This is a genomic window from Silvibacterium bohemicum (genome assembly GCF_001006305.1).
Taxonomy (GTDB): Bacteria; Acidobacteriota; Terriglobia; order Terriglobales; family Acidobacteriaceae; genus Silvibacterium; species Silvibacterium bohemicum.
On sequence record NZ_LBHJ01000002.1, the window covers coordinates 165,848 to 189,414 of the forward strand.

Annotated in this window: 30 protein-coding genes; 17 read left to right on the forward strand and 13 right to left on the reverse strand. The window is 58.3% G+C overall.

The window, feature by feature from the left end:
* Nucleotides 1-325 precede the first annotated feature (325 nt).
* Together XX99_RS04575 and XX99_RS04580 are read left to right on the forward strand one after the other, a co-directional pair.
* Nucleotides 326-1,096: a GvpL/GvpF family gas vesicle protein gene (locus XX99_RS04575; protein WP_050058213.1), complete on the forward strand. Its 771-nt coding sequence runs from the start codon at nucleotides 326-328 to the stop codon at nucleotides 1,094-1,096.
* A 262-nt stretch (nucleotides 1,097-1,358) separates the two neighbouring features.
* Nucleotides 1,359-1,679 carry a VOC family protein gene (locus XX99_RS04580; RefSeq protein WP_050058214.1) on the forward strand — a complete coding sequence of 107 codons (321 nt, stop codon included), beginning with the start codon at nucleotides 1,359-1,361 and terminating at the stop codon, nucleotides 1,677-1,679.
* A gap of 83 nt (nucleotides 1,680-1,762) precedes the next feature.
* Here the strand turns inward: XX99_RS04580 and pgsA are convergent, their stop codons facing one another.
* On the reverse strand, nucleotides 1,763-2,428 hold the full coding sequence (gene pgsA, locus XX99_RS04585; RefSeq protein WP_050058412.1) for a CDP-diacylglycerol--glycerol-3-phosphate 3-phosphatidyltransferase: 666 nt from the start codon (nucleotides 2,426-2,428) through the stop codon (nucleotides 1,763-1,765).
* Between the two features lie 171 nt (nucleotides 2,429-2,599).
* A complete protein-coding gene (locus tag XX99_RS28485; RefSeq protein WP_331386714.1) occupies nucleotides 2,600-3,094 on the reverse strand; it encodes a hypothetical protein in 495 nt (164 codons plus the stop codon).
* Here XX99_RS28485 and XX99_RS04590 point away from each other — a divergent pair.
* Nucleotides 3,053-4,090, forward strand: a complete 1,038-nt coding sequence (locus tag XX99_RS04590) for a glycosyltransferase (RefSeq protein WP_331386715.1) — start codon at nucleotides 3,053-3,055, stop codon at nucleotides 4,088-4,090. The two genes, XX99_RS28485 and XX99_RS04590, sit on opposite strands and share 42 nt — an antisense overlap.
* Before the next feature lie 199 nt (nucleotides 4,091-4,289).
* Here the strand turns inward: XX99_RS04590 and XX99_RS04595 are convergent, their stop codons facing one another.
* Both XX99_RS04595 and XX99_RS04600 read right to left on the reverse strand, forming a co-directional pair.
* Entirely contained in the window at nucleotides 4,290-5,555 is a 1,266-nt protein-coding gene (locus tag XX99_RS04595) for a Glu/Leu/Phe/Val family dehydrogenase (RefSeq protein ID WP_050058216.1), read from the reverse strand.
* Between the two features lie 186 nt (nucleotides 5,556-5,741).
* Nucleotides 5,742-6,353, reverse strand: coding sequence for a hypothetical protein (locus XX99_RS04600; protein WP_050058217.1), 612 nt, complete (start codon nucleotides 6,351-6,353; stop codon nucleotides 5,742-5,744).
* A 300-nt stretch (nucleotides 6,354-6,653) separates the two neighbouring features.
* On the opposite strand from XX99_RS04600, the gene trpE reads away from it, so the two are divergent.
* A complete protein-coding gene (trpE, locus tag XX99_RS04605) occupies nucleotides 6,654-8,147 on the forward strand; it encodes an anthranilate synthase component I (protein ID WP_050058218.1) in 1,494 nt (497 codons plus the stop codon).
* Nucleotides 8,148-8,455: 308 nt separating this feature from the next.
* Here the strand turns inward: trpE and XX99_RS04610 are convergent, their stop codons facing one another.
* Complete coding sequence (locus tag XX99_RS04610; protein ID WP_156185797.1) at nucleotides 8,456-9,100, reverse strand: hypothetical protein; 645 nt, start codon at nucleotides 9,098-9,100, stop codon at nucleotides 8,456-8,458.
* A 91-nt stretch (nucleotides 9,101-9,191) separates the two neighbouring features.
* Here XX99_RS04610 and XX99_RS04615 point away from each other — a divergent pair, with 91 nt between their 5' ends.
* On the forward strand, nucleotides 9,192-9,755 hold the full coding sequence (locus XX99_RS04615; protein WP_050058220.1) for an anthranilate synthase component II: 564 nt from the start codon (nucleotides 9,192-9,194) through the stop codon (nucleotides 9,753-9,755).
* A gap of 3 nt (nucleotides 9,756-9,758) precedes the next feature.
* Nucleotides 9,759-10,757, forward strand: coding sequence for a hypothetical protein (locus XX99_RS04620; RefSeq protein WP_050058221.1), 999 nt, complete (start codon nucleotides 9,759-9,761; stop codon nucleotides 10,755-10,757).
* A 33-nt stretch (nucleotides 10,758-10,790) separates the two neighbouring features.
* Here the strand turns inward: XX99_RS04620 and lepB are convergent, their stop codons facing one another.
* On the reverse strand, nucleotides 10,791-11,543 hold the full coding sequence (lepB, locus tag XX99_RS04625; RefSeq protein WP_231581153.1) for a signal peptidase I: 753 nt from the start codon (nucleotides 11,541-11,543) through the stop codon (nucleotides 10,791-10,793).
* Nucleotides 11,544-11,825: 282 nt separating this feature from the next.
* Between lepB and efp the strand changes: the two genes are divergently transcribed.
* From efp to XX99_RS04650, 5 genes are all read left to right on the forward strand, one after another.
* A complete protein-coding gene (efp, locus tag XX99_RS04630; protein ID WP_050058223.1) occupies nucleotides 11,826-12,386 on the forward strand; it encodes an elongation factor P in 561 nt (186 codons plus the stop codon).
* Between the two features lie 75 nt (nucleotides 12,387-12,461).
* Complete coding sequence (locus XX99_RS04635) at nucleotides 12,462-12,875, forward strand: HEPN domain-containing protein (protein ID WP_050058224.1); 414 nt, start codon at nucleotides 12,462-12,464, stop codon at nucleotides 12,873-12,875.
* Nucleotides 12,854-13,240 carry a hypothetical protein gene (locus tag XX99_RS04640; RefSeq protein ID WP_050058225.1) on the forward strand — a complete coding sequence of 129 codons (387 nt, stop codon included), beginning with the start codon at nucleotides 12,854-12,856 and terminating at the stop codon, nucleotides 13,238-13,240. Before XX99_RS04635 ends, XX99_RS04640 begins: the two co-directional genes overlap by 22 nt.
* Nucleotides 13,241-13,304: 64 nt before the next feature.
* Nucleotides 13,305-13,586, forward strand: coding sequence for an acylphosphatase (locus XX99_RS04645; RefSeq protein ID WP_050058226.1), 282 nt, complete (start codon nucleotides 13,305-13,307; stop codon nucleotides 13,584-13,586).
* Nucleotides 13,587-13,615: 29 nt separating this feature from the next.
* Nucleotides 13,616-14,161 carry an adenine phosphoribosyltransferase gene (locus XX99_RS04650; RefSeq protein WP_050058413.1) on the forward strand — a complete coding sequence of 182 codons (546 nt, stop codon included), beginning with the start codon at nucleotides 13,616-13,618 and terminating at the stop codon, nucleotides 14,159-14,161.
* A gap of 41 nt (nucleotides 14,162-14,202) precedes the next feature.
* Here XX99_RS04650 and XX99_RS27075 read toward each other — a convergent pair whose 3' ends face one another.
* From XX99_RS27075 to XX99_RS04660, 3 genes are all read right to left on the reverse strand, one after another.
* Nucleotides 14,203-14,355, reverse strand: a complete 153-nt coding sequence (locus XX99_RS27075; protein WP_156185798.1) for a lmo0937 family membrane protein — start codon at nucleotides 14,353-14,355, stop codon at nucleotides 14,203-14,205.
* 214 nt (nucleotides 14,356-14,569) lie between these two features.
* Nucleotides 14,570-16,156 (reverse strand): phosphoenolpyruvate carboxykinase (ATP), encoded by a 1,587-nt coding sequence (pckA, locus tag XX99_RS04655; RefSeq protein ID WP_050058227.1) that lies wholly within the window; start codon nucleotides 16,154-16,156, stop codon nucleotides 14,570-14,572.
* Between the two features lie 94 nt (nucleotides 16,157-16,250).
* On the reverse strand, nucleotides 16,251-16,649 hold the full coding sequence (locus XX99_RS04660; protein ID WP_050058228.1) for a hypothetical protein: 399 nt from the start codon (nucleotides 16,647-16,649) through the stop codon (nucleotides 16,251-16,253).
* 178 nt (nucleotides 16,650-16,827) lie between these two features.
* On the opposite strand from XX99_RS04660, the gene XX99_RS04665 reads away from it, so the two are divergent.
* Nucleotides 16,828-17,208, forward strand: coding sequence for a TraR/DksA family transcriptional regulator (locus XX99_RS04665; RefSeq protein WP_050058229.1), 381 nt, complete (start codon nucleotides 16,828-16,830; stop codon nucleotides 17,206-17,208).
* Between the two features lie 267 nt (nucleotides 17,209-17,475).
* Complete coding sequence (locus XX99_RS04670; RefSeq protein ID WP_050058230.1) at nucleotides 17,476-18,183, forward strand: hypothetical protein; 708 nt, start codon at nucleotides 17,476-17,478, stop codon at nucleotides 18,181-18,183.
* Nucleotides 18,184-18,229: 46 nt separating this feature from the next.
* Here the strand turns inward: XX99_RS04670 and XX99_RS04675 are convergent, their stop codons facing one another.
* Nucleotides 18,230-19,063 carry a thioredoxin domain-containing protein gene (locus tag XX99_RS04675; protein ID WP_050058231.1) on the reverse strand — a complete coding sequence of 278 codons (834 nt, stop codon included), beginning with the start codon at nucleotides 19,061-19,063 and terminating at the stop codon, nucleotides 18,230-18,232.
* 137 nt (nucleotides 19,064-19,200) lie between these two features.
* Here XX99_RS04675 and XX99_RS04680 point away from each other — a divergent pair, with 137 nt between their 5' ends.
* Entirely contained in the window at nucleotides 19,201-19,782 is a 582-nt protein-coding gene (locus tag XX99_RS04680; protein WP_050058232.1) for an RNA polymerase sigma factor, read from the forward strand.
* A complete protein-coding gene (locus XX99_RS04685; protein WP_156185799.1) occupies nucleotides 19,779-20,249 on the forward strand; it encodes a hypothetical protein in 471 nt (156 codons plus the stop codon). Before XX99_RS04680 ends, XX99_RS04685 begins: the two co-directional genes overlap by 4 nt.
* 91 nt (nucleotides 20,250-20,340) lie before the next feature.
* On the opposite strand, the gene XX99_RS04690 is transcribed toward XX99_RS04685, so the two are convergent.
* On the reverse strand, nucleotides 20,341-20,679 hold the full coding sequence (locus XX99_RS04690) for a phage holin family protein (RefSeq protein ID WP_050058234.1): 339 nt from the start codon (nucleotides 20,677-20,679) through the stop codon (nucleotides 20,341-20,343).
* Nucleotides 20,680-20,796: 117 nt separating this feature from the next.
* Here XX99_RS04690 and XX99_RS04695 point away from each other — a divergent pair, with 117 nt between their 5' ends.
* Nucleotides 20,797-21,627, forward strand: coding sequence for a hypothetical protein (locus XX99_RS04695; protein ID WP_050058235.1), 831 nt, complete (start codon nucleotides 20,797-20,799; stop codon nucleotides 21,625-21,627).
* Nucleotides 21,628-21,734: 107 nt separating this feature from the next.
* The gene (locus tag XX99_RS04700) at nucleotides 21,735-22,232 is read left to right on the forward strand and encodes a GNAT family N-acetyltransferase (RefSeq protein ID WP_050058236.1); all 498 of its coding nucleotides are present in this window, start codon (nucleotides 21,735-21,737) and stop codon (nucleotides 22,230-22,232) included.
* Between the two features lie 49 nt (nucleotides 22,233-22,281).
* Here XX99_RS04700 and XX99_RS04705 read toward each other — a convergent pair whose 3' ends face one another.
* Together XX99_RS04705 and XX99_RS04710 are read right to left on the reverse strand one after the other, a co-directional pair.
* The gene (locus XX99_RS04705; protein WP_156185800.1) at nucleotides 22,282-22,707 is read right to left on the reverse strand and encodes a hypothetical protein; all 426 of its coding nucleotides are present in this window, start codon (nucleotides 22,705-22,707) and stop codon (nucleotides 22,282-22,284) included.
* A gap of 125 nt (nucleotides 22,708-22,832) precedes the next feature.
* Nucleotides 22,833-23,489: a hypothetical protein gene (locus XX99_RS04710; protein ID WP_050058238.1), complete on the reverse strand. Its 657-nt coding sequence runs from the start codon at nucleotides 23,487-23,489 to the stop codon at nucleotides 22,833-22,835.
* Nucleotides 23,490-23,567 lie beyond the last annotated feature (78 nt).

Below are 23,567 nucleotides of genomic sequence, written 5' to 3' on the forward strand. Positions count from 1 at the left end.
GAGGCTGGGAATGCCTGATTCCCAGACAATCCCTCGAAGAGGTTACCTTAGTTTTATAAAGTGTCAAATTTGTCAAAAATTTGACAGCAGCAACAAGCTCTTCAATCCTGTAAACACAAACACGCCTAGACGAAGCTAACCAAGCTGTGCAAAAGCGATCGGACGTTGCCAGTTGTTGTTTTGCGGGGCTAGCATACGTTCCAGTTCAAAGCGGTTCGACCCCCAAAGATTCGAATGCGCCAATGAGCACCTCGATACCTATGCAGTCATTCTCCGCAACGCCGCAAGTCCAATCCTTTACAGGCCCGCAATGGAGCGATCTTCTATGGCATGGTACGCCTACTGCATAACCGAAAAGCAAGCCTTCCCTGAGTTGTTACGTCATCGCAAACCCATTCCAATGGAATCAGTTGCGGGCATCCAGGGAAATCAAGTCTTTCTCTATCCAGCCAGTGATTTAGCAGTAATCGTGAGTGAGCACTCTCCTATCGACAATCTCAATCAGAAGGCAGCCATGGACCACGCGCGGGTCATCGCGGACTGCTTCAAGATGTCGACCGTTCTTCCCTTCCGTTTTGGCACGGTTTTTGCCGATGATGATTCTCTACGGCGCTCGATTCGATCCAACCAGCGCCAGTTTGTGACCAATATTGAACGGTTACGCGGCAAGGCCGAGATGCATCTGAAGGTCACGCTTGACGACTGCTGTCGTGAGCAGATTCGACGTTTTACTACGGAAACCATCCCTGCCGTCGGCCGGGAATACCTGACCAACCTTCGCGAAACCGCCACCTTGCAGCGCGAGCGCTCGACCAAGGCTCGTGCCGTCTCCGTCCAGATGCACCGGATGTTTGCCCCATTGGCGGAAGAAATAAGCTGCAAACGCACCGATTCGGGAAAGATGCTGCTGGATATCGCGCATCTGATCGATCACAAGGGTGTGGAGCGGTACCAGAACAAATATTCGAGCGCGAGCCAATCCATGAAGGATTGCCAGATGCAGCTCTCCGGCCCCTGGCCGCCGTATCACTTTGTGCATCGCCTGACGCGGGCGCAGCAACAGCAGCAGGCTCACAGCCACGCGGTTTCTGCTTAAGCGATTGACGTTCTGACGTAGAAAAGCCCCGGTGGACCCACGAACCACCGGGGCTTCCTTCAGGAGGGCCGATTCGGGAGATCTCTGGAAGAGTTGCCCGAGCGAACCTCTCACACAACAGACGCGGTTCAGGGTAGAAAAAGACGCAGAGAAGCTCGAAATCCCTTCTACAAAAATTCGAGATTTCTTCGAGAGGTCTGCTGGGCGATGCGTTTGACAGCGGGCGAAGGTGAAAGCGCTCTCAGGCGAGGAATCCCAACTCATGCCGGCATCGCGCGACATTCTCCTCCAGACTCCTGACATTGAAGCCGCCGCCAGCTTTTACGAGAGCCAGCTGGGCCTCACGGTCTTCATGTGCCAGCCCAACATGATCGGCCTTGAAGCCGGAGCCTTCCGGCTGTACCTCGATCGCGCGCCCGCCCTGGGGCCGGTCTTCGAGTTTTTCGTTCCGGATCTACAAGCGGCCAAGGATTCGCTGCTAGCGGCAGGCGCAACCATCGAAGCCGAAGATCCCGCAATTCCACGCTGCTACATTCGAGACCCGTTCGGCCTCATTTACAACATCGCCGAGAAACGTGGCTGAGGATCGGGGCCTCTTGGGATCGAACATCACGGGATCGGGCCTCACGGTGATGAGGCAGCCGGCCAGCGGAATCTTGCCGGAAGCTAAGTAAGGTTCTTGGCTGCGGGCAGGTCTTTTTTACCGCGAGAGAGGACAAAATCGTTGTCGTGCTTCCGCCGGCCGCTGGAAGCCTTCTCAATCTTGCGCCAGAAGGCGACGAAGTAATCGACCGCTGAGATGGTCGAAACCAGCGCCATGAAGTAGATCCCAACCACAGCGATCAGGTCGACCGGCATGATGAACCAGCCGAAGCGCCATTCGTACCAGCCGTGCGCCAGGATGGCAGCGACGACCGAGACGATCTGGATCACCGTCTTCAGCTTGCCTAAATCGCTGGCAGCGATGGTGAAGCCCTCGGTGGATGCAATCGATCGCAGGCCGCTCACCAGGAACTCCCTGCCGATCACCAGGACCGCAATCCAGGGCTTTACGACGTGCGGGTTGTACTGCACCAGGGCGATGTAGGCGGAGGTGATGAGCAGCTTGTCCGCCAGCGGATCGAGCAGCATGCCCATGGTCGTAATCTGGCCCCGCCGCCGGGCGAGATAGCCGTCAACGCCGTCGGAGATCGACACCAGGATGAAGAACAGGGAAGTGAGGATTTCCTGCTCGCCGTGCCACCCGCCGTGCGGAAAGTGAGGCGACAGCATCCAGATCAGCAGCGGCACCGAAAAGATCCGGCTCATCGTGATGGAGTTGGGGAGATTCACGGGATCCTGACTCGAGAGCCCCGGAAGCGGCGGACAGAACCGGGCCTTACGGCCATTATGCACCAGCCGCTGTCATCTCGGCTTCATCAACGAGATAAACCTCAACCGGATGCGAGACCAATTTCTCTCCCGCGCGGGGCAACGCCGGCCTGGTGGCACGAGCATAAGCAGCTAACGTGTGATTCCGATTTGCTGCTCTGGTGACGGCAAGGTCTGCAATTTCACATAAAAACTTCGATAGGAGGGAATTAATTCTCCTCGCCGGGCATTGTGCTGATGTGAGTCGCCCTCCCCCAGCGTGGCTTTAATGAGAAAAGGAACCGAATGAAGATACTGTTTGCATGCTTTCCGGCTACCGGGCACGTTAACCCACTGCTGGTTGCCGCGCACCTCCTGCGGAAGAAGGGGCATGAAATCGGTTTTTACGCAGGCGTGCTCTTTCGGGAGAAGATCGAGGCTGCCGGATTTAGGTTTTTTCCGCTCCCCGCCGACGTCGATTTTGACCTGCGGGATGTCGATGCCGCCTTTCCGGAAAGGAAAAACTATCCGCCCGGACCGGAAAAGATGCGTCACGACTTCACCATGGCTTTCGTTCGCCCGATGGCGTCCCAATACCGTGGATTGATGAGCATCCTGGAAGAGTTTCCCTCCGATGTCGTTATCCATGACACGGCCTTTTCCGGAGTGCTCCCTCTGCTGCTCGGGCCGCGCTCTTCACGTCCAGCGAGCGTCTACCTCGGGGTGCTTGGCCTTCCGCTGCAACGCGAAGATGGAGCGCCGTTCGGTCCGGGGCTACTGCCGGCTACCAGTGAAGAGCAGCGAAAGCAGTACCGCGAAATAGCGCAACAGTTCGACGAGGCGGTGACCCATGCCGTCGAAGAGATGGCCAATGAGGTCCTTCAAAACCTCGGAACCCGCGAACTGCCAGCACCGCTTCTCGAATCAGTGGCTCTGGTTGCGGATCTGATCCTTCAGCCCTGCGTGCCGAGCTTCGAGTATCCGCTGCGTGAAGTACACGAGAACCTGCACTTTATTGGAGCGCTTCTGCCGGAGGGTGCGGGCGCCTTGCCTCCGCAGCTGGCAGAGGCGAAAAAGGCCGGCCGGAAGGTGGTTCTGGTCAGCCAGGGCACGATCGCCAACGGCGATCTGGGGCAGCTTGTATCTCCGACAATCCAGGCGCTCGGCGACCGCGACGACGTATTGATCCTGGTGACGACCGGCGGCAAACCTGTCGAGAACATTCCCGGGCCTCTGAGCAAGAACACGGTGGCCGAACCGTTCCTCAACTTCCGCGAGATCCTTCCCCATGTGGATGCGGTGGTGACCTTTGGCGGCTACGGCACGGTGACGCAGTCGCTGAGCTTCGGAGTACCGATCATTGCTGCGGGTCTGCTCGAAGACAAGCCTGAGAATGGCGCGCGCATTGCGTGGACCGGGAGCGGCATTTATCTTCACACCGATAACCCGACGGCGGAAGAAGTGCGAGAAGCGGTCGAGAAGGTTTTCGCGGAGCCGTCGTATCGCTCGAACGCAAAGAAGCTTGCCGAGGAGTTTGCCGCACTCGATCCTTCCCGAGAGTTGCCGCGACTGATCGAAGCTCTGGTCTCCGACCGGCAAGCACACGCAGCTTCACCGGCGCCGGTACTCGAGGCGGCACGGTAAAAACTAGAGCATTTTTCTATAGGTGTAGACCGAGGACAGGCACTTTACGCAGCTTTTTCGTTAAGAAAAGGTGCACTTAGCGAATCTCCAAAAGGAAACATTAATAGAAAAAATGCTCTAGAAACCTGAATTTACCGTTCCGGGGTCAAAGTCCAGATTCACGGTCCGGGAGAAGGCCTCTCCCGGACCGTGAATTCTGCTACGCGTAGATGCCGCGCTGCTTGATGGTGAAGGCTACGCGATCGATGGCCAGCATATAAGCCGCGATGCGGTTGTTGACGTCGTGCGCTTCGGAGTAGCGGACCACGTCGTCGAAGCTCTCGGCCAGAATCGTAGCCAGCTGCTCGTTGACGTTGTCTTCTTTCCAGAAGTAGCCCTGGCGATCCTGCACCCACTCGAAGTAGGAAGCGGTGACGCCACCGGCGTTGGCCAGAATGTCGGGGATGATGAAGACCCGCTTGTCGGCGAGGATTTCATCGGCCACGGCAGTGGTGGGGCCGTTCGCGCCTTCGCAGACGATGCGGGCCTGTATCCGCTCGGCATTGCGGCTGGTGATGACGTTCTCCGTAGCCGCCGGAATCAGAATTTCGCACTCTTGGGTGAGCATCTCGACTGGATCTGCAGCCTCGGCGCCTTTGAATCCGAGGACCGAGCCGTTACGCTGGCGATAGTCGATCAAGGCGCAGACATCGATGCCGTTGGGATTGACCAGGCCGCCATCGTATTCGGCGATGCCGATGATCTTGTATCCCTTGTCGGCCATCAGCTTCGCCGCGTTGGAGCCGACGTTGCCGAAACCCTGAATGATGACCCTGCAGCCTTCGCGCTGAATGTGCAGATGCTTGAGCGCCTCATCGCAGACCACGCTGATGCCGCGGCCGGTGGCCTCACGGCGTCCGCGCGATCCTCCGATGTTGAGCGGCTTGCCGGTCACCACACTGGTCACAGTCTGGCGCATGTGCATGGAGTAGGTATCCATGATCCATGCCATCACCTGCTCGTTGGTATTTACGTCGGGCGCGGGAACGTCTTTTTCCGGCCCAATGAACTCGATGATCTCGGCGGTGTAGCGACGGGTCATGCGCTCCAACTCGCCCTGCGACATCTTCTTGGGGTCGCAGATCACTCCGCCTTTGGCTCCGCCGAAGGGAATGTTCACGACCGCGCACTTCCAGGTCATCCAGCTGGCCAGCGCCCGCACTTCGTCGAGCGTGACCTCCGGCGTATAGCGGATGCCGCCCTTGCCCGGTCCGCGGGCCTGCGAGTGCAGCACGCGAAAGCCGGTAAACATCTCGATCCGGCCGTCATCCATCGTCACCGGAAAGTGAACGATGATTTCCCGCGAGGGATAGCGCAACACGCGCCACAAGCCCTCATCCAAATTAAGTTTTCTTGCCGCAAAGTCGAATCGAGCAGCCTGTGCTTCCCAGGGATTAATCTCCTGCTCGAGTGAAATGGTTGCCATAAAATTCGTTTACTCCTTCGCCCGCTCTCGGGTCGTCTTTCCGTCAAGCTCCCGGGACCCATTCTGCCTCGCGAGTATGCAGCCCGGATCGGCCGAATGTTCCTATACCACCACAACAGCCATAGCTCATTTGTGCTGCCCCATGAGCCGGATGCCTCGGTTGCGAATCACTCGCAAGGAGCGCTCCTATTTGGCCTTATGGCAAATAAGGGAGTCCCCTGGCACAAAACTCATATTGCGGCTCATTTCATAGGTCACCGTAAATTGATCCGCGTCTTTGGTCTCGAAAATAAACCTACTCACTGTTTCGGGGGAAGAACTTGCGGCGGTGCTAGTGAATGTCAGCTTGTTGCCGTTCCAGCCTGGACTCGTATATACCGTGTAGCCTGAACGGTTGGCATCGATGGAGACTATTTGATTGTTCTTCTTGTCAAATTGCCATACGTAGTGACCGACATAACCCTTGGGCTGAATATCTACCTCATCCAGCTCTACCCACGCACCTGATTCAAAGGTGCGCCCAGTATATTTCGATGTATGAGTTGCTCCGTTTGATGGAAACTTTCCCTCGCATGACCAAGCCCCATCAAAGCTGAATCCTTCCGGTGTCAGTGAATGTTGATCCTGAGCCAGAGCAACAACGCAATAGAAACAAGCAAGGAAAGCTGATATCGCAATTCGTTTGTGCCGAAGCATAGTAGGCGCCTTTTGATAGGTTACTCGTCGTGCATGACCATGAATGGGTCTGCCCCAGTTGCCCTTCGAGTAGGTAAGTAGCATGAAGCGATCCCAAAACATCAACGTCTCGTGAAGCGTCTCTCATTCACCCATCCGCTCGTCGTGACAGACCGGCGGATAAGCCCTGCATTCGCCTGAAAGCTGCGGCTCGACCCTCTTCTTCCAGATAGAATCCAGCCAAACTCACCGAGTATAGGCTCCAAAATTCAGCGTCCGCAAGATCGCGGAGCATCCAAAGGGGTTATCGTCTCTGGTACGAAGGTGGCATTTGCTCCCCACGGATTTCGATGGCTCGCGGCGGCTTCTGATTTTCGTGAGGCGAAAATTAAGTCCGCCGTGCGGTTTACCATGAGCTAAGTCATGCAATCGAATGCCACAGCTCTTCCCGCGCGCGCACAATTCCTGAAACTGGCCCGTACCCACTCTCTGGTTCCGCTCTATCGGACGCTCACCGCCGATCTGGAGACGCCGGTCACCGCCTTCCTGCGGCTGGCCGCCGATGAGCCAGAGTGCTTCATCCTCGAATCGGTCGAGGGCGGCGAAAACGTGGGCCGCTATACCTTCATCGGCATCCGCCCCTATCGCAAGATGGTGTCCCGCGGATCGTCGATTGAAATCACCGAGGGCGGCAAGACGCGGAAGGTCGAGGGCGATATCTTTGCGCTGTGGAAAGAAGAGATCGAAGGTCACACGCCGGCCAGGCTCTCCGGGTTACCGCCGTTCACGGCCGGGGCGGTCGGCTTCTTCGCCTATGACGTGGTGCGCCAGATCGAGGAGCTGCCCGAAGAGACCAAGGACGACCTCGGCATGCCCGATGCATCGCTCATGTTCTTCAACGAAGTATTGGCCTTCGATCACGTCAAGAAAGAGATCCTCCTCATCGTGACCGCGGATGTCCGCAAGCTGAAGCCGCTGGCTGCCTACACAGACGCCCTCACGCGATTGAATCGCCTCGCCAAGCGGCTGGAGCGACCTTTGCCGGTAATCCGAAAGAAGAAGGTCACAGGCAAGCTCAAGATCGAGTTCAAGACAAAGAAGAAGGACTTCCTCAAATCCGTCGAGCAGGCCAAGGAGTACATTGCCGCCGGAGATGTCTTCCAGGTAGTGCTCTCGCAGCGCTTCGATGTGAAGCCTGAAGTCGATCCCTTCTCCGTCTATCGCGCACTGCGCATCGTCAATCCCTCGCCCTACCTCTACTTTCTCCGCTTTGGACTTCAGCAGCCGGCCGACACTCACATCGTCGGCTCATCTCCGGAGCTGTTGGTTCGCGTGCAAGGCGATCATGTCGAATATCGTCCCATCGCCGGAACGCGCCCGCGCGGAGCAAGCGAAGAAGAGGATCTGCGCATCGGAGAAGAGCTGCTGCACGACGAAAAGGAGCGCGCAGAACACGTTATGCTCGTCGATCTGGGACGCAATGATGTGGGACGCGTGAGCGAATACGGAACGGTGAAGGTGAAGAACCTGATGGCCGTCGAACGCTACTCGCACGTCATGCACCTGGTCAGCTCCATCGACGGCACGCTGCGCAAAGATCTGACCGCGGTCGATGCCTTCCGCGCCTGCTTTCCCGCCGGAACGTTGAGCGGCGCGCCCAAAATTCGCGCCATGGAGATCATCGAAGAGCTGGAGTCGACGCGGCGCGGCATCTACGGCGGCAGCGTCTTCTACGCCGACTTCTCTGGGAATCTCACATCTTGCATCGCCATCCGCACGCTGCTAATGCGCGGCAAGCAGGGGCACATCCAGGCCGGAGCCGGCATCGTCGCCGACTCGGTTCCGGAAAAGGAATACGAGGAATGCATCAACAAAGCCCGCGCGGTAGTAAGGGCCATCGAACGCGCCCGGGACTAGCCAGGACTGGCCGTCCAGGCATACGCGCTTCGCGCCAGACCAACCGGCTGCAGCATAGGCCGTCGTGAATCATTCACAACGTCCTATCAACGAACGTCATTCTGAGCGTAGCGAAGAATCTCAGCGACGTGTAATGAATGACATTGCTGAGATTCTTCCTCCCGCCGGTCGTCAGTTATGCCGGATGTTGCTTGCAATGACGCAGTGGCGCTTAGAATTTCGCTGACCGCTGACCGCTGACCGCTGACCGCTGACCGCTGACCGCTGACCGCTGACCGCTGACCGCTGACCGCTGACCGCTGTACAAACTAGCGAGCGCCGATCTGCCATGCGCCGCCTGGCGAAAAGCTGCACCTGCGATCCTTCGCGGGCGCCCAGGCCGAGCCATCTTCGAAGATCACCTGGCGCAAAGCAATGTCCTCGACGATGACGGGATGAATATTCTCCGGGAGCGAAAGCCGGCGCAGCTCGGTGAACGTGCTGTCGACGCTTCTGCTGCCATAAGCGGTTAGGTTGAGAAACACACTGCTGCCGCCGAGATCGTATTTGCTTTGCTTCGCAATCAGATGGGCGGTGAATTCCATCGACCCGATTGCTTTGCCGCTGGCGTTGCGGAATTGAAGATCGATGCCGCCGCTCCCGCCCTCATCCCCTCCTTCGCGCAGAAACATGAGGTAAGGGGCAAGCCCGGCACTGGTGAGCACCACCGGACAGCCTTCCTGGGTGGTCAGCGGGCGGCGTTGAATCTCCTGCACCGCCTGCGCTTCAGGAGAACGCTTCTTCAACTCGGTGGTGCTGGATTGCGGAATCCGATTCGGCGAGTCCAACATGGGTTCGCTCAACGACGGGTTCTGAGGTGCGGGAAACATCGCCGGTGCCGGACGATTGGCTGCGGTTTGCGCCAATCCAATAGAAGCGGCTGCGAACAAAATCGGAAGAGGAGAGAGTTTCATGGAATGAACCTCCGGATGCGCATCAGCATACATCGCCCCGGCCGAAAAAGCAGCCGTTTCCCTCGCCGCGATACACTGAAGAAGGCTCATTATGGTCTTCGTTCTCGATAATTACGACTCCTTCACCTACAACCTGGTGCAATACATGGGCGAGCTGGGCGCGGAGATGATTGTCCGCCGCAACGATGAGCTTACGGTGGAAGAAGTCGAGGCACTGGAGCCGGAGCGCATTCTGCTTTCGCCCGGACCTTGCACGCCGCACGAGGCGGGCATCAGCATCGATTTGATTCGTAGATTCGCCGGTAAGGCGCCCATCCTCGGTGTGTGCCTCGGTCACCAGGCCATCGGAGCGGCCTTCGGCGGAGACGTGATTCGCGCGCCGAAGCTGATGCACGGCAAAACCAGCGAGGTGGAGCACGACGGCAAGACCATCTTCAGCGGTATTGAGACGCCGATGACCTGCACGCGCTATCACTCGCTGATCGTCTCGGAAAAGAACCTGCCGAAGGAACTCGAAATCTCCGCGCGCACCGCCGACGGAACCATCATGGGACTACGTCATCGCGAGTATCAAGTCGAAGGTGTACAGTTTCATCCCGAAAGCGTGCTTACTGACGACGGTAAGCGCCTCATCCAAAATTTCCTGGAGCTCTAGGCCTTGTCTCCACGCCACGCGCTGATTTTCGGCTTTGCATCCTTTGCCGTTCTACCAGCTCTGGCGCAGCAGCCCATCGCTTACGTGCCAACGCAGGGCGTCTCTCTCGCGGGCTCGCTTTCCGTCGCCGACGGCAAGGCCAGCATCGGCAACAACGGAAGCATTACCGCAGGCGACCAGACCGCGCAGGTCACTCTGGCGCGCGGTGGCGAGCTGCGGGTCTGCGCATCGACGAAGATCCATCTCTCCAAAGACAGTTCTACGGACAGCGGCGATTCGGCTACGGATTCGGCCTTGATGATCGCTCTCGACCGGGGAGCCCTGGAAACCAACTACGCGGCCGGCAAGTATTCCGACGTGCTGCTTACACCCGATCTGCGCATTCTGATTTCAGGGCCGGGGCAGGCCGGTCTTCGCATTCGCGTCAATCAGAAGGGCGATACCTGCGTCGACAACCACGGAGCGAACGCGCCGTATGTAACCGTCACCAGCCAGTTTGAGGGCGGCGTCTATCGCGTGCAGCCCAACCAGCGCGTGCTCTTCGAACATGGCAGCCTGCAGCAGGTGGTCGATAACGAGCAGGAGCCCTGCGGATGTCCGGTGCCCGAGCCGGTATCGGTGGCATCCACGGGCACGACGGACGCAGCCCATCCCGCCCAGCCTGGACAAAAAGTAGCGCAGCCCGTGGGCGGGCCGTCCTCTACGCCTGCGGACACGGCGTTTCCTCTGGCCGAGAGCGAAGGATTGAAGCCGGTCCCCGGCCCACCGTCACAGCCGGTCGTTCCGGCGGGTGTCGCGCACGCACAGGTGGAGGCGCCGATTGCCTACAATTCCTCGACTACGCCCAATCCTACCGCTCCAGGAGCCGCCGGCCCCGAGCCTGCCGCCGCGCCCCAGGCAGCGCCTGCGGCTCCAGCAGAAACAGCTGCACCGCCGCCCAAAAAGCAAAATGGACTCTTCCACTCCATCGGCCACTTCTTCGCAAAAATATTCGGCAAGTAGAGCGCAGTAGAGTCCCGCCTAAGTCAGCCCGTCTTACCGAATGGGATGAAAGGTGCGGCTCCAGCGTGTGCGGGTGAAGAAGTGCTCGACGATGTCAAGATACGACTTGGCTCGATCGCCAGCGCTGACCTGCTCCTCCTCTTGCTCCGGCTGCTCGAACGACCAGTAGACGAAGAGCGGCCGCCCCAGAATATTTTCCTGCGGCACGAATCCCCAGAAGCGGCTGTCCAGGCTGTTCGGGCGATTGTCGCCCATCATGAAGTAGCGTCCCGGCGGCACGACGAGGTCGCCTGCCTGTATGTGAGAGGGAAGCTCGTTGGCCCACGTAGCTGTTATATCCATTCCATCCGAGGCTGGCACATTGGGAAAATCATCCCGATAGGGAAGATAAAAACTCGCCTTGGCCGCCAAAGGCTCGTTCTGCGGCTTGCCATTGAGATAAACCACGCCGCCCTGCAGGTGAACGCGGTCGCCCGGGATGCCGACGACGCGCTTGACCAGCGTCAGATTCGGCTCGTTCGGCTTGAGGAAGACGACCACATCGCCGCGGCGCACTTGGCGATAGTGGAGGAAGGGCGTCCATGCCGAATGTGAGCTGAACGTGATGCGATCGGCGAGAACATGGTCACCGATCAGGATCGTGTTGAGCATGGACCCGGACGGAATCTCAAAATTCTGAAAAACAAATCCAAACGCAAACAGCGCCAGAACAAAAACGCCGCAATAGGAAGCAAATCCTTCGAACAGCGTTTCGTTTCCCTGCTCATCCTTCTGCTGAATCGCCACATGCCCTCGCCAGCCCATTCTAAAGGCATCGACTGAACCCGTCTTGAACTTCGTCGAAACAAAGATCGCCGGGACCTGCTCCTTTAGCCGTGCTGATAAGATTCAGGAGGAACGCTTCAACGTGAGCCCGGAAACGTGAGCCTGGAGAGGTTCGCTATGCAGAGAACACTGCCTGCCAAATCCCCAGTAAAATAAGCTGGCACTCTTCCAGGCACCTTGATCAAACGTCCAGGTGCCTCACGTCGCGAAACCTGAGTAATTTCAGCAAGGAGTTTTTTCTTTATGGCGATTCCCGCCACCCAAATGCGTCCGGGCATGATCATCAAGCACAACAACGAGCTGCATGCTGTCTTCTCGGTTGAGCACCGCACCCCCGGCAACCTGCGCGCGTTCATTCAGGCCAAGCTGCGCAACCTGCGCACCGGAGCTATGTTCGAGCATCGCTTCCGTTCGCCCGATCCCATCGAGCGCGTGATCGTCGACGAAATCGCGATGGAGTTTCTCTACAACGACGGCGACGATTATTACTTCATGAACACCGAGAACTACGAGCAGACGCTCCTCAAGCGCGACACGCTCGGTGATGCGGTCGAATACCTCACGGCGAACCTGCAGATCACGGTATCGTTTTTCGACGGAGTTGCTGTCGGCATCGAGCTTCCGCAGGTGGTCGAGCTTACCGTGGTAGAGACCGAGCCCGGCCTCAAGTCCGCTACCGCGTCCTCGGTGACCAAGCCCGCCACGATGGAAACCGGACTGGTTGTGCAGGTGCCGCCGTTCATTAACGAAGGCGAGAAGATTCGCATCGACACCGCAGAAGGCGCTTACATGAGCAGGGCGTAGGGCAGCAAAACTTTCGTACCGATGCGGCGCAGCGAATTGCTGCGCCGTTCTCTTTTTGCTGCATAGAATGCCTTCGTGAACCGGAAAGACCTGCAGCAATTGGCGAATCTTCGTCTACGCGAGGCCCAGGCCCTCTATCGGGCAAGGCAATACAGCGGCGCATATTACCTTGCCGGATATGCGGTCGAATGCGCGCTGAAGGCGTGCATCGCAAAGAATTCCAAGCGCCACGATTTTCCCGATAAGAAAAGAGTGATCGAGTCATATACGCATGACTTGGAGAAGCTTGCTCTGCTGGCTAATCTCGAGGAATCGCGCCTCCTCCTTGCTCAAGAAGACCCTATATTTCAGGATAATTGGGCCTCGATCGTTCGATGGTCCGAAGAGAGTCGATATAGGATCATCGAAAAACAGGCATGCAATGAATTTCTCAATGCCATAATGGAAAGACATCACGGATTGATGCCATGGATAAAGCAACTCTGGTAGAGGTCGATCTCAACAGAAGCGAACAGATTGTTTCTGCCCTCGAGGCAGCCGGGATTCGCGTGGTCGTGGCAATATGGGTCCACTTTCCTGAGTATGAATATTGGCGCTTTGTTTTGGCATCTCGAAGTTTGGATTCGCTTACTTTAGGCGAGGCAAACTCCAAAGTGAATGGTGTCCTGGCCGAAGCGGGTCTGAGTGTCTGGGAAATTCCGACGATCTTCATTATGAAAACAACCGACCCCTTCATCCGTGCGATCCGAAAGGTCTTCGGGAAAACCGAAAAAAATGTCGTAGGTATGCGTCTCGGCGGCCGAACCTGGGGCGACCGCTTCATCGAAGACGGCTACGCATACAAAATCGCCTGACCCCGCTCCCTTGCACTGCAACCCCACATCTGAAAAACTAACTCCGCGTCATCGTCCATTGATCATGGTCCGTCATTATCTCGTCAAAGGTCGCGTGCAGGGGGTTGGATTTCGCTGGTTCGTGCATCGCGAAGCGGCTGCACTCCGGTTGAGCGGATGGGTGCGCAATACGGAAGACGGTCATGTGGAAGTCGTTGCTGCTGGCGAGCCCGAGGAACTGTCCCAACTGAGCCAGGCGTTGCACAAGGGCTCGCGGGGCAGCCGCGTCGATTCTGTCGTCGAGCATCTGCTGGAAGAGCAGGAAGCAGCGAAACTAGGACCTTTTCAGATTGAAGGCGCGTGGTAAAAGCCACCGCAAAAGGAGCAAAAAGCACATTGAACCCCCACCGCCCCATCAACTGCGAGCCATTGAAGGAACTCGTCCGCACCGTGCCTGACTTCCCCAAGCCGGGCATTCTCTTCTACGACATCACGACGCTGCTCAAAGACAAAACAGGTTTTGCCGAGATGATCGATGCGCTGGCTGCGCACTACCTCGATCGCGACGTCGATCTGGTACTGGGGATTGAAGCCCGCGGCTTCATCTTCGGGCCGGCGTTAGCTTATCGCCTTAACGCGGGGTTCGTTCCGGTGCGCAAGCCGCGCAAGCTGCCCGCTCCCACAGCCCGCGTCACCTACGATCTCGAGTACGGGACCGACACTCTCGAAATTCATCTCGACGCGATCGAGCCGGGACAAAATGTTGTCCTGGTCGACGACCTGCTCGCGACCGGCGGCACCATGGAAGCAACCGTGAAGCTGGTACAGCAATTAGGCGGACACATCGCCGGACTGGGATTTGCCGTCGAGCTGGATTTTCTCAAAGGCCGCGACAAGTTCCCGGACTATGACGTCTTCAGCCTGCTTCACTACAGCGAATAAGTGTGACAGAGAGAGAGCGGCGTTGCAGCCGCTCTCTCTCGCTATACGGCTGCTGATCTTCCGCGCAGGAAATGGAAGATGATCGAGATCACAGCAAAAACCAGCAGCAGGTGGATGAGAAATCCTGCGGTATGGAATACGACAAATCCGCCGACCCACGCCAGAATCAGAACCAACGCCAAAATTAAAAACATAGATCCCCCTTTATCTTGAAAGCCCAAGAAGCATTTCAGTGATTCTTGAGATGGCCACTCGGATAGAAGGTTTGGCTGGGAAGAAAAATAAGCGCACGCGAACCAGAATCGGGCGTTTTACGGCATGGCCAAGCCGCGCCCCGACACGAGACTCATTTACACAAGCAATCGATAGTTCCGAAGCGAGGATCGAGCTTGGCGAAAGGCGTAGAGGCTATCTTCGCGCTCTGAGTCCAGCGGCTCGGATGTTCTCGGGTGCATCAAATTTGCGGAAGTTTTCTTCGAACTTTTGCGCCAGCAGCTGCGCCTGGGCGTCATACTCCCGCTTGTCGGCCCACGAATTTCGCGGATACAGCAAATCGCTCGGCACATCCGGGCATGAGGTTGGAATGCTCAGCCCGAAGGCCTCTTCGTCGACATAGGCGACCTGTGCAAGCCTTCCATCGAGAGCCGCATTCACGATCGAGCGGGTGTGCTTCAGGCTCATGCGCTGGCCCACGCCGAAGGCGCCGCCGGACCAGCCGGTGTTCACCAGCCAGCATTGCGCGTTGTGCTCGCGCAGCCGCCGCCCCAGCATCTCGGCATACACCTTGGGGGCCAGTGGCAGGAAGGGCGAGCCGAAGCACGCGGAAAACTCCGGTACCGGCTCGCTGCCCAGTCCAGCCTCAGTACCCGCCAGCTTGGCCGTGTATCCGGAGAGGAAGTGATACATCGCCTGCTCGGGTGTGAGTCTGGCAATGGGCGGCAGAACGCCGAAGGCATCGGCGGCGAGGAACAACACATTCTTCGGGTGCCCGCCCACTCCGGGAATCACGGCATTGGCAATGAATTCGATCGGATACGCCGCACGTGTGTTTTCGGTGTAGCGAATGTCGGTGTAGTCGGGCTCGCCGGTCTTGGCGTCGATGACGACATTCTCGAGCACTGAGCCGAAGCGGATGGCGTGGTAAATCTGCGGCTCTTTCTCTTCGGAGAGGTCGACGCACTTGGCGTAGCAGCCGCCTTCGAAGTTGAAAACGCCTTGGGGGCTCCATCCATGTTCATCGTCGCCGATAAGGCGGCGTGCGGGGTCTGCGGAGAGCGTTGTCTTTCCTGTACCGGAAAGCCCGAAGAAGAGAGCGGTGTCGCCTTGCGCGCCAATATTCGCCGAGCAGTGCATGGGGAAGACATCGCGCGCGGGCAACAGGTAATTCATGATGCCGAAGACCGACTTCTTCATCTCGCCCGCATACTTGGTGCCGCCGATCAGCACCACCTTGCGTGTAAAGTCCGCCAGGATGAATGTGCCGGACTTGGTTCCATCGCGCTCGGGAACAGCTTCGAATTCCGGAGCCGCGATCACCGTGAACTCCGCCGCGTGTTGTGCCAGTTCTTTCAGCTCCGGCCGCACAAAGAGCTGCTTCACGAACAACGCGTGCCAGGCGTATTCACAGATCACCGTGATGGGAAGCTGGTAGCCGGTATCTGCGCTTGCGTAGAGGTCCATGACGTACAGATCGCGCTCCGCCATGTGCCGCACGACTCGTGCCAGCAGCGCTTCGAATTTTTCGGAAGGGAAGGGCTGATTGACCTTGCCCCAATCGACGCGCTCCCGGGTCTGCTCGTCTTCGACGGTGAATTTGTCGCGCGGCGACCGGCCGGTGCGCGCGCCGGTGAGCGCTACCAGGGCGCCATTGGAGGCCAGGCTGGCTTCGCCGCGGGCAATGGCCGTCTCAACCAGCTGCGGCGTGGAGAGATTGCGATGAACGTGGGGCCCTTCCGTCAGGCTGCGGATCTCTCGTGCGACGGTTGCTGCTCCCATGCGATGGCTCCTCTTCCCGAAAACTGCTGCCGGGCAAACCGCTTATTGTGCCATTTCAGATGTTGAGATGACAAAGGGCAGCTGCCGCGCGGCGTCAGGGAAGGGGCTGCGCATCGTCGTCGGTCGGAATCAGCGGAGGCAGCTTGCTGGTGTGCCCAGCCTCGTCCAGCACCGCGTTGAGCTGTTCCAATACTTCTTCGACGCTCATGGTGTACATCTCCCGGCCGTTGTCATAGCCGGATTCGATGGCCAGCTTGAGATAGCGTCCGGCGATCTGTGCGGCCAAGGCGTCGGTGATAACATTGCCGGTGCGCTTCTTCTGCTCCACCCAGGCCATGCAGGGCATCGCAATCCATACCGGCCGTCCATTGACGTCATAACGGATGTCGACTGCGTCAGCGTGGCGCGTAGCAATGGCGACGATGTTCGCCGTCCAGCGGCAGTGCAGGTTCTCGCCGCTCCAAGTGTCGGTGATCTTGAAATCTTCGTACATGGCAGCTACTAGCCTAACGGGATGCACCCAGCTCAGCAAGGGGTGGCTCGAGGGGTTTCAATCTCGTAGCTGAAAAAATCTCTAAAAAAAATCGAGGAAAAACATATTTAGGGGACGAATATGCGTCCAATGGTTGTCATATCGGTAACGAGAACCGAAGTCCAAGGAGTTTTTCGAAGTGACCCAGACCCCTAAAACCGTTCGTCTTTATGAAGAGAAGCTTCTTGAGCAGAAACAACTGCTGGAAGAATCGATGTTGTCGGCAGTAGAACAAGGCCGGGCGACGACCGCGGAAGACACCCAGGATCCTGCCGATCAGGCCGTCTTCTCTTATCAGAAAGAACTGCTCTTCAGCCAGGGAACCAGTGGGCACATGCAGCTGACCATGGTGAAAGAGGCGCTCCGTCGCCTGAAGGATGGCGAATACGGGGAGTGCCGCCGGTGCGGAGAAGAGATCGGCGCCAAGCGCCTCGAAGCGGTGCCGTGGTCGCGCTACTGCATCAGCTGCCAGGAGAAGATCGAGAGCGGAGAGATCGAAGATCCGGTGCGGGCGGCCTAAGTCCAGCGTAGATCCCGCGTACAGTCGAAACGCGAGGCAGTCTCGATACCTCGCGTTTCGTGCATCGTGGATTCTCATCGGGCCGAATATTGTCATTCCCCGGTAAGTGGCTAAGTCTCCGTTCTTTCCCGGCCATTTTTTGACCCTCCCAATCGCCCACTGCTACACTTACCGTATCTGCGAGCAGACAGCCGCCGACAACCTGCGGATCTGCCAAGAGCCTGGTCACCGGCTAGCTCCCGCCCAAAAGGATTCCGAAGGACCTCAGTGGATACACAGACACGTCACGCGTTGAAGCAGGATAATTTCGTCGAGGCTACAACCTCCGGCATCGATTGGCTGCAGTCTCATCGCGCCAATGTCATCAAGATCGGAGCCGTCGTCCTGGTCGCGGTCGCCCTCATCGTCACTGGCGCGGTTGTCTATAACAGCCGCTCCGAGCAGTCGCAGGTCGCCTTCGGCAAGGCCATGGATATCTACAGCACTCCGTTGCGCCAGCCGGGACAGCCCGCGCTCCCCAACGATCCCTCTTATGCCAGCGCCGCCGAGCGCGCCAAGGCCGCCAACCCCCTGTTCGTTCAGGTTGCGGATCAGTACGGATGGCTCAAGGCCGGCGCCAACGCCGAATATTTCGCCGGACTGACCTATCTTGATCTCAGCCAGACCGCCTCTGCCGAAAAGGAATTGCAGAAGGCTTCCGGATCGCACGACAAGGGTCTCGCTGCACTGGCCAAGATGGCGCTCGCCGGACTTTATAGCCAGACCGGCCGCGACAGCCAGGCGGTCGACCTCTACAACCAGGTCATCAAGAGCCCGACCGTGACGGTGCCCGCATCCTCCGCCAAGCTTCAACTGGCGCAGCTCTACGAAAACACCAATCCCATCGAGGCGAAGAAGATTTACGCCGAGCTGAAGGATAAGGACAAGACCACCGCCGCAGGACAGATCGCAGCGCAAAAGCTGGCCGGCAAGTAGTTCGCACTACGAGTAACCCGCTCCAATATCAGAAAGGCCGCATGCTCTAGGAGTATGCGGCTTTTTCTATTTCTGCCGCTTCGACCGCCGGCTCGCCGGCCTCGCTGCAATCGCGCTGAACCGGATGTCCTATAAGATAGGCGACCGATACGAGCGGGCCGCGCTCTATGCCCACGGACCAGCGATAATCCTCCGCTTCCAATCCAGCGATCAGTTCGCTCAGATCCTTCTGCGAGTAAGAGCGCAGGCAGGAGAGGACGCCGTCCATCCAGACGACGAACGGAATGATCGGCACCAGGTAGGAATAAAAGAGGAGTGACCAGCGAAAGGGCCGGATTCCCGGCACAAGCAACAAGATCAACAGTGGTAAAAGAAAGACTCCGAGCAGGGTGCGCGCCTCGCGGATCGAGGACTCGAAGATGCCGATTCCCTGTCGTGCGTCGAAAGCGTCTTTCAGGATGGCGCGAGCCTGGTGCGGGTCGAAGTGATGGAAAGAGGTGAAGAGGGTTCGGAAGCCATGGAGCTCCGAAGGAATCTGCATGGCGTTGACCGGATCGGGGCAAAAATCTAGCGGCGTCTCCTTGCGGAGTCGTTCGAAGGCGCCGAGATTGGGATAGATATCGGTGAGGCAGATCTCCGGGCTATTACCTTCTTTGGCAAAGGTGCGGCTGAGCTTCAGCCAGGGGCCGCCGCCGCCCGAGCATAGGTCGACGATGCGGTTAGCGTCCGCGGCGCGAAGCGCCTGCCGCAATCGTGGCACGACCGGTGCATAGATATTTTGGTTGTTCCAGATGGCTTGCAGGATGTCGGTCTGCATGTCGCGTAGAAAGCGGGGGAAGAGTCGATGGTCGTGTATCTCGAACCAGGCGCGTCGCTGCATAAGCTCTTGACTCTCCGAAGGCTATCGCTGTGCGGAATCTTAGCCAAGAGGATTCTAGAGTAAGAGGTTGCATCACGCTTTTTTCGCTTTGGTGAGCGCAAAGGCGCTATCCTCCGTCTTTAGAGCATGGAGTTAGGATGAGCGCCTTTTCCGGACAGCTTGCCGGCTGGATGGCTCCGGCTCTAGCAACGGCCGAGACATTGGATTCCAGCGAGACGATCACCGCCCTCGTCGCCGAGTATTCGACGACCCTGTACCGCGTGGCCTACTCGGTCATGCGCAACGCCGCGGAGGCGGAAGACGCGGTGCAAGAGGCATTCCTGCGCGTGCTGAAACATCGGGACAAGCTCTCCGAGATTCGCGACCTGCGCGTGTGGCTGGTGCGGATCACCTGGAACGTGGTGCTGGATAAGAAGCGCCGCAGCAAGACCCGCCCGGAGAACGAAGACATCGCTGACTTCGCCCGCATCCTGCCCGCGGCTGACCGGCGAGCCGACGCAATCTTGATCTCCTCTCAGGAGCACAGCCGCATCCTGAAAGCAATCGACCAACTGCCGGCCAAGGAGCGGGAAGCTCTCCTGCTCTCTGCCGTCGATGAGCTGGCAACGCCTGAAATCGCCAGCGTGCTTGGCACCACCGAGTCCTCCATCCGGTCGCGCATCTTCCGCGCCCGTCGCGAGCTTTCCGTGCTGCTGGCGAAGCAAGGAGGATCCCTGTGAACACTTCTTACGAGAACCAACGAACAGACATGGAAGACCGGATCGACCGCACGCTGCGTCTTCTCGGCTCCGCCGAGCCGCGCCCTGGTCTGGAAAAGCGGATCGCGGCGCGTCTGGCGCATGCTCCGGTCCAAACACCGGCCAGGTTTTTGGTGCTGCCGCGCTTTGCCGTGGGTGCGGCCGGCATGCTGGCCTGCGTCGGCATCATCGCCGGCAGTGTGAGCCATTCCCGTCATCTTCTGCCCATAGCGCCGGGCGTTCAGCTGCAGCGCAATATGGATTCGGGCCTGGGCACCGCAGCGGCGCAGAAAGTAGCGCCGAAGCCGGTCACGCCGCCTCTGCATGGACGGGCCCGTTCCATGCGCAAGACCGGGCCTGGAGCGGCTGGTTTGACGGACATCCAAAAGCCGGATGGCGTGGCCGTGCCCAAAGCTCCGCTGCCGCAGAACGATGCCACCCCGCAATAATTGTGCTGCGGAGTAATGACGCTGTCCGCTATTCGCGCGCAGCGAAGAATGTCAGAATTCTTCGCAGAAGAGCACAAAGCTGCGTCCCACGTTAATCGGCAATGGCTTCAACGAGCATATGCAGCAGCGCCAAAACCGCGGCTCCGATGAACGCTGCGCCAAAGGTCGACACGATGAAGCCGGGAGCCACTCCGCTGGCCAGTCGTAAAATGAAGGCATTGATTACCAGGAAGAAAATTCCCAACGTAAGAATTCCGAGCGGCAGGGTGATGATCTTGAGCAGCAACCCGAGCGTCGCGTTGAGCAGTCCGATGACCAGCGCCGCAATTAGCGCCGAAGCGAAATCCCGGACGTGAAAACCGGGCACCAGCCAGGCCACCAGCAACAGGGCCACAGCCTGCAAAAACCATCGCAAAAGCAAACGAAGCATTCTTTTAACACTCCCTCGTTCCGAGTCTACTTCTATCCTTATCGCAGGCCGGGGGAGATGGAACTGGTCGGCAGGTAACAGCGTACGTCATTCCATCTGCGAAAGAAAGATTCACTCATGCGCTTCGCCATTTTCGCCGCATTGCTTTGCCTTGCCGCTAGGGCCTACGCCCAAGCGCCTCTGCCCGACGTGTCTACGCTGATGCGACAGGTGCAGGATCATCAGCGCAAGATGGACGAAACCCGCGAAAACTATACCTACCGCGAGGTAATGTTCACGCGCGAGCTGAACAAGGATAGTTCCGTAAAGAAAACCGAGAGCGAGGAGAGCGAGATCTTCTACGTCAACACGCACGAGATCGATCGCACGGTGAAGAAGAACGGCAAAGAGCTCACTCCCGACGAGCAAAAGAAAGAGCAGGGCCGCGTGATGAAGGCAGTACAGAAGGCGCAGAGCACGCCGCCCGGCCAATCGACCGACAAGAACGAAGTAACCGTCAGCCAGTTGCTGGCGATCATGAAGGTATCGAATCCCCGCCGCGAGATGATGGACGGCCGCAGCACCATTGCCTTCGATTTCGTCGGCGATCCTCACGCGAAAACCCACGGCATGGCCGAGGATGCCTCGAAGAAACTATCCGGCACGCTGTGGGTCGATGAGCAGGACCGCGAGGTGCGCCGCATGGTGGCGCGCTTCGACGACAACTTTCATCTCGGCTTCGGCCTCTTCTCGGTGGGCAAGGGCAGCAACTTCACCTTCAACCAGAAGCTGGTCAACAACGAGCTGTGGCTGCCCACCGATGGGCAGGCTCACCTCATCGCCCACGCCATCGGCATCATCGGCTACCGTGCGGATATCGCAGTGACCGACAACGACTACCAGAAATTTCACGCCGAGGCGCAACAGCAGGCCGGCGCGAAACCCGCTCAACCCGCAACGCAGCCGTGATGCGAGGCTGGCCAGAGGCGCCATCGGCGAAGCTTCACAGATGCCGGCCTCAATCCGCTCGAACATGTGATTGGACGTATCGTGACAAATGCTCCACCATAAAAGCCATGACAGTTGCAGCGGACGCCAGCCCGAAGACAGGAGATCTCCTCACCCGCACGTTCCGGCCCGGAGATGAAAAGCCATTCAAAGAGCTCAATGAGTTTTGGATCAGCCAGGACTTTGCACTGGAGCAGGCCGATCGCGAGGTGCTGGAAGATCCCAAAGGAAAAATTCTTGATGGTGGCGGCGAAATCTTTATCGCTGAATTGGATGGCCAGGTGGCCGGCTGCTGCGCTCTGCTGGTGATTGGACCCGCGGAGTTCGAGCTGGCCAAGATGACTGTGGCGGAGTCGGCACGAGGACGCGGCGTTGGACGCAAGCTGCTGCAATTCGCCATCGATCATGCCCGGCAGCTGAAGGCGCGACGCCTCTATCTGGAATCGAACACCAAGGCCGCCGACGCGATTCATCTCTATGAAGAGGTGGGCTTCCGGCACATGGGCGCACCTGCGCATGCCTCGAAATACGCCCGCGCCGATACCTACATGGAAATGTTTCTCTGAAAAAGCAAGGCCGTCGGGTTTGACGGCCTTCGCTGATTGCCGCTCGTTGTCACTGTTGCGGAGCCTGACCACCCTGCGAGCGCTCCTGCATGCGCTCTTGCATCCTCGCCTGCATGGCCGCGTACTTCTGTTTCTGCGTGTCGTTTAGAACCGCTTGAATCTTAGTCTCCGAGTCCTGATGAATCGCCTTCATCTTCGCGAAGCGATCTTCCCGCGAGAGCGACTGGTCCTGGTGGATGGCCATCATCTGCTGCTGTTGCGATTCGAGGATGGGCTTGATCTGGGTCTGCTGATCGGCACTCAGATCCAGTTCCTTGGTCATATGTTTGAGTTGAGCATCCGGATCCATCCCGTGATGCCGCGGTCCGCCTTCCTGCTGCGGTGGAGCCGACGTTTCCTGCGCGATTGCGGCGCTGCCTGCCATACCTATCGCCAGCAGACCGGCGAGCGTGAGACTACCGAATTTATTTCGCATTGTGTTGTCCTCCAACACTTCTTGAAACACCGCCGGCATCTGCCGGTTGCGGACGTTTCCAATCAACCTAGACGGGGAAAGCCTCGGTGGAGACGTCACTTGCGAATGCGATTTTTCAAGTTTTGTTATTTGGACTCGCGCTTGGGTGGCATGATGACCAGGTTGGAACGCAGGCCGCAGGGCAGAAGATCCTTCGCATGTTCGTCAGCAGACGGCAGATAGGCATAAGCGAAGACCGCCTTGTACTCGTGCTCGCCAGGATAGTTGCAGATTGCGCAGCCGGGCCGGTAAGCCAGCGCGGCGTTGTCATGCTCATGCGCAACCCATTCATAATTTCCCTTTGCCGGCACGGTGATAAAGTGCGGATCGGCTGCAGCGCTCTTCGGTTGATAGGCGAAGACCGGCCCGCGCTCGTTGACGGCATCAACATAGCTGCCGCCCTGCCCGCTCGACGCGCGCCACAGCCAGCGATTGCCCACCCGCGCATACCAGTGCGCGCTGGAGGGCACTGGCTCCGCCAGCTTGATCGGCTTCGCCGCGTTGTTCTCGATGCGAAACAGAAAGCCGATGCCTTCGCCGGGCTTTGTCTCTGCCAGATAGCTCGCGGTGAAGACGATCTGCTTCGAGCAGAGCGGCACCGTCGGTCCCGGCGTGTGAACCGCCGCCGAAACGGTCGAAGCTGCGGAGATTCCAAAGATGAAAAGAGGCGAGACGATCCGAAGAGCGCAATGTACGAAAGTACGGGGCGTGAAAGTGCGGGACTTGAATAGGTGCACGCTCAAGCTTAGCGCAGGCGGCTCATTCCGAATCGACTGCGTGCAGAGAGAGTGTACCCGTGCCTATGCTTGTTTTCCGCAGAT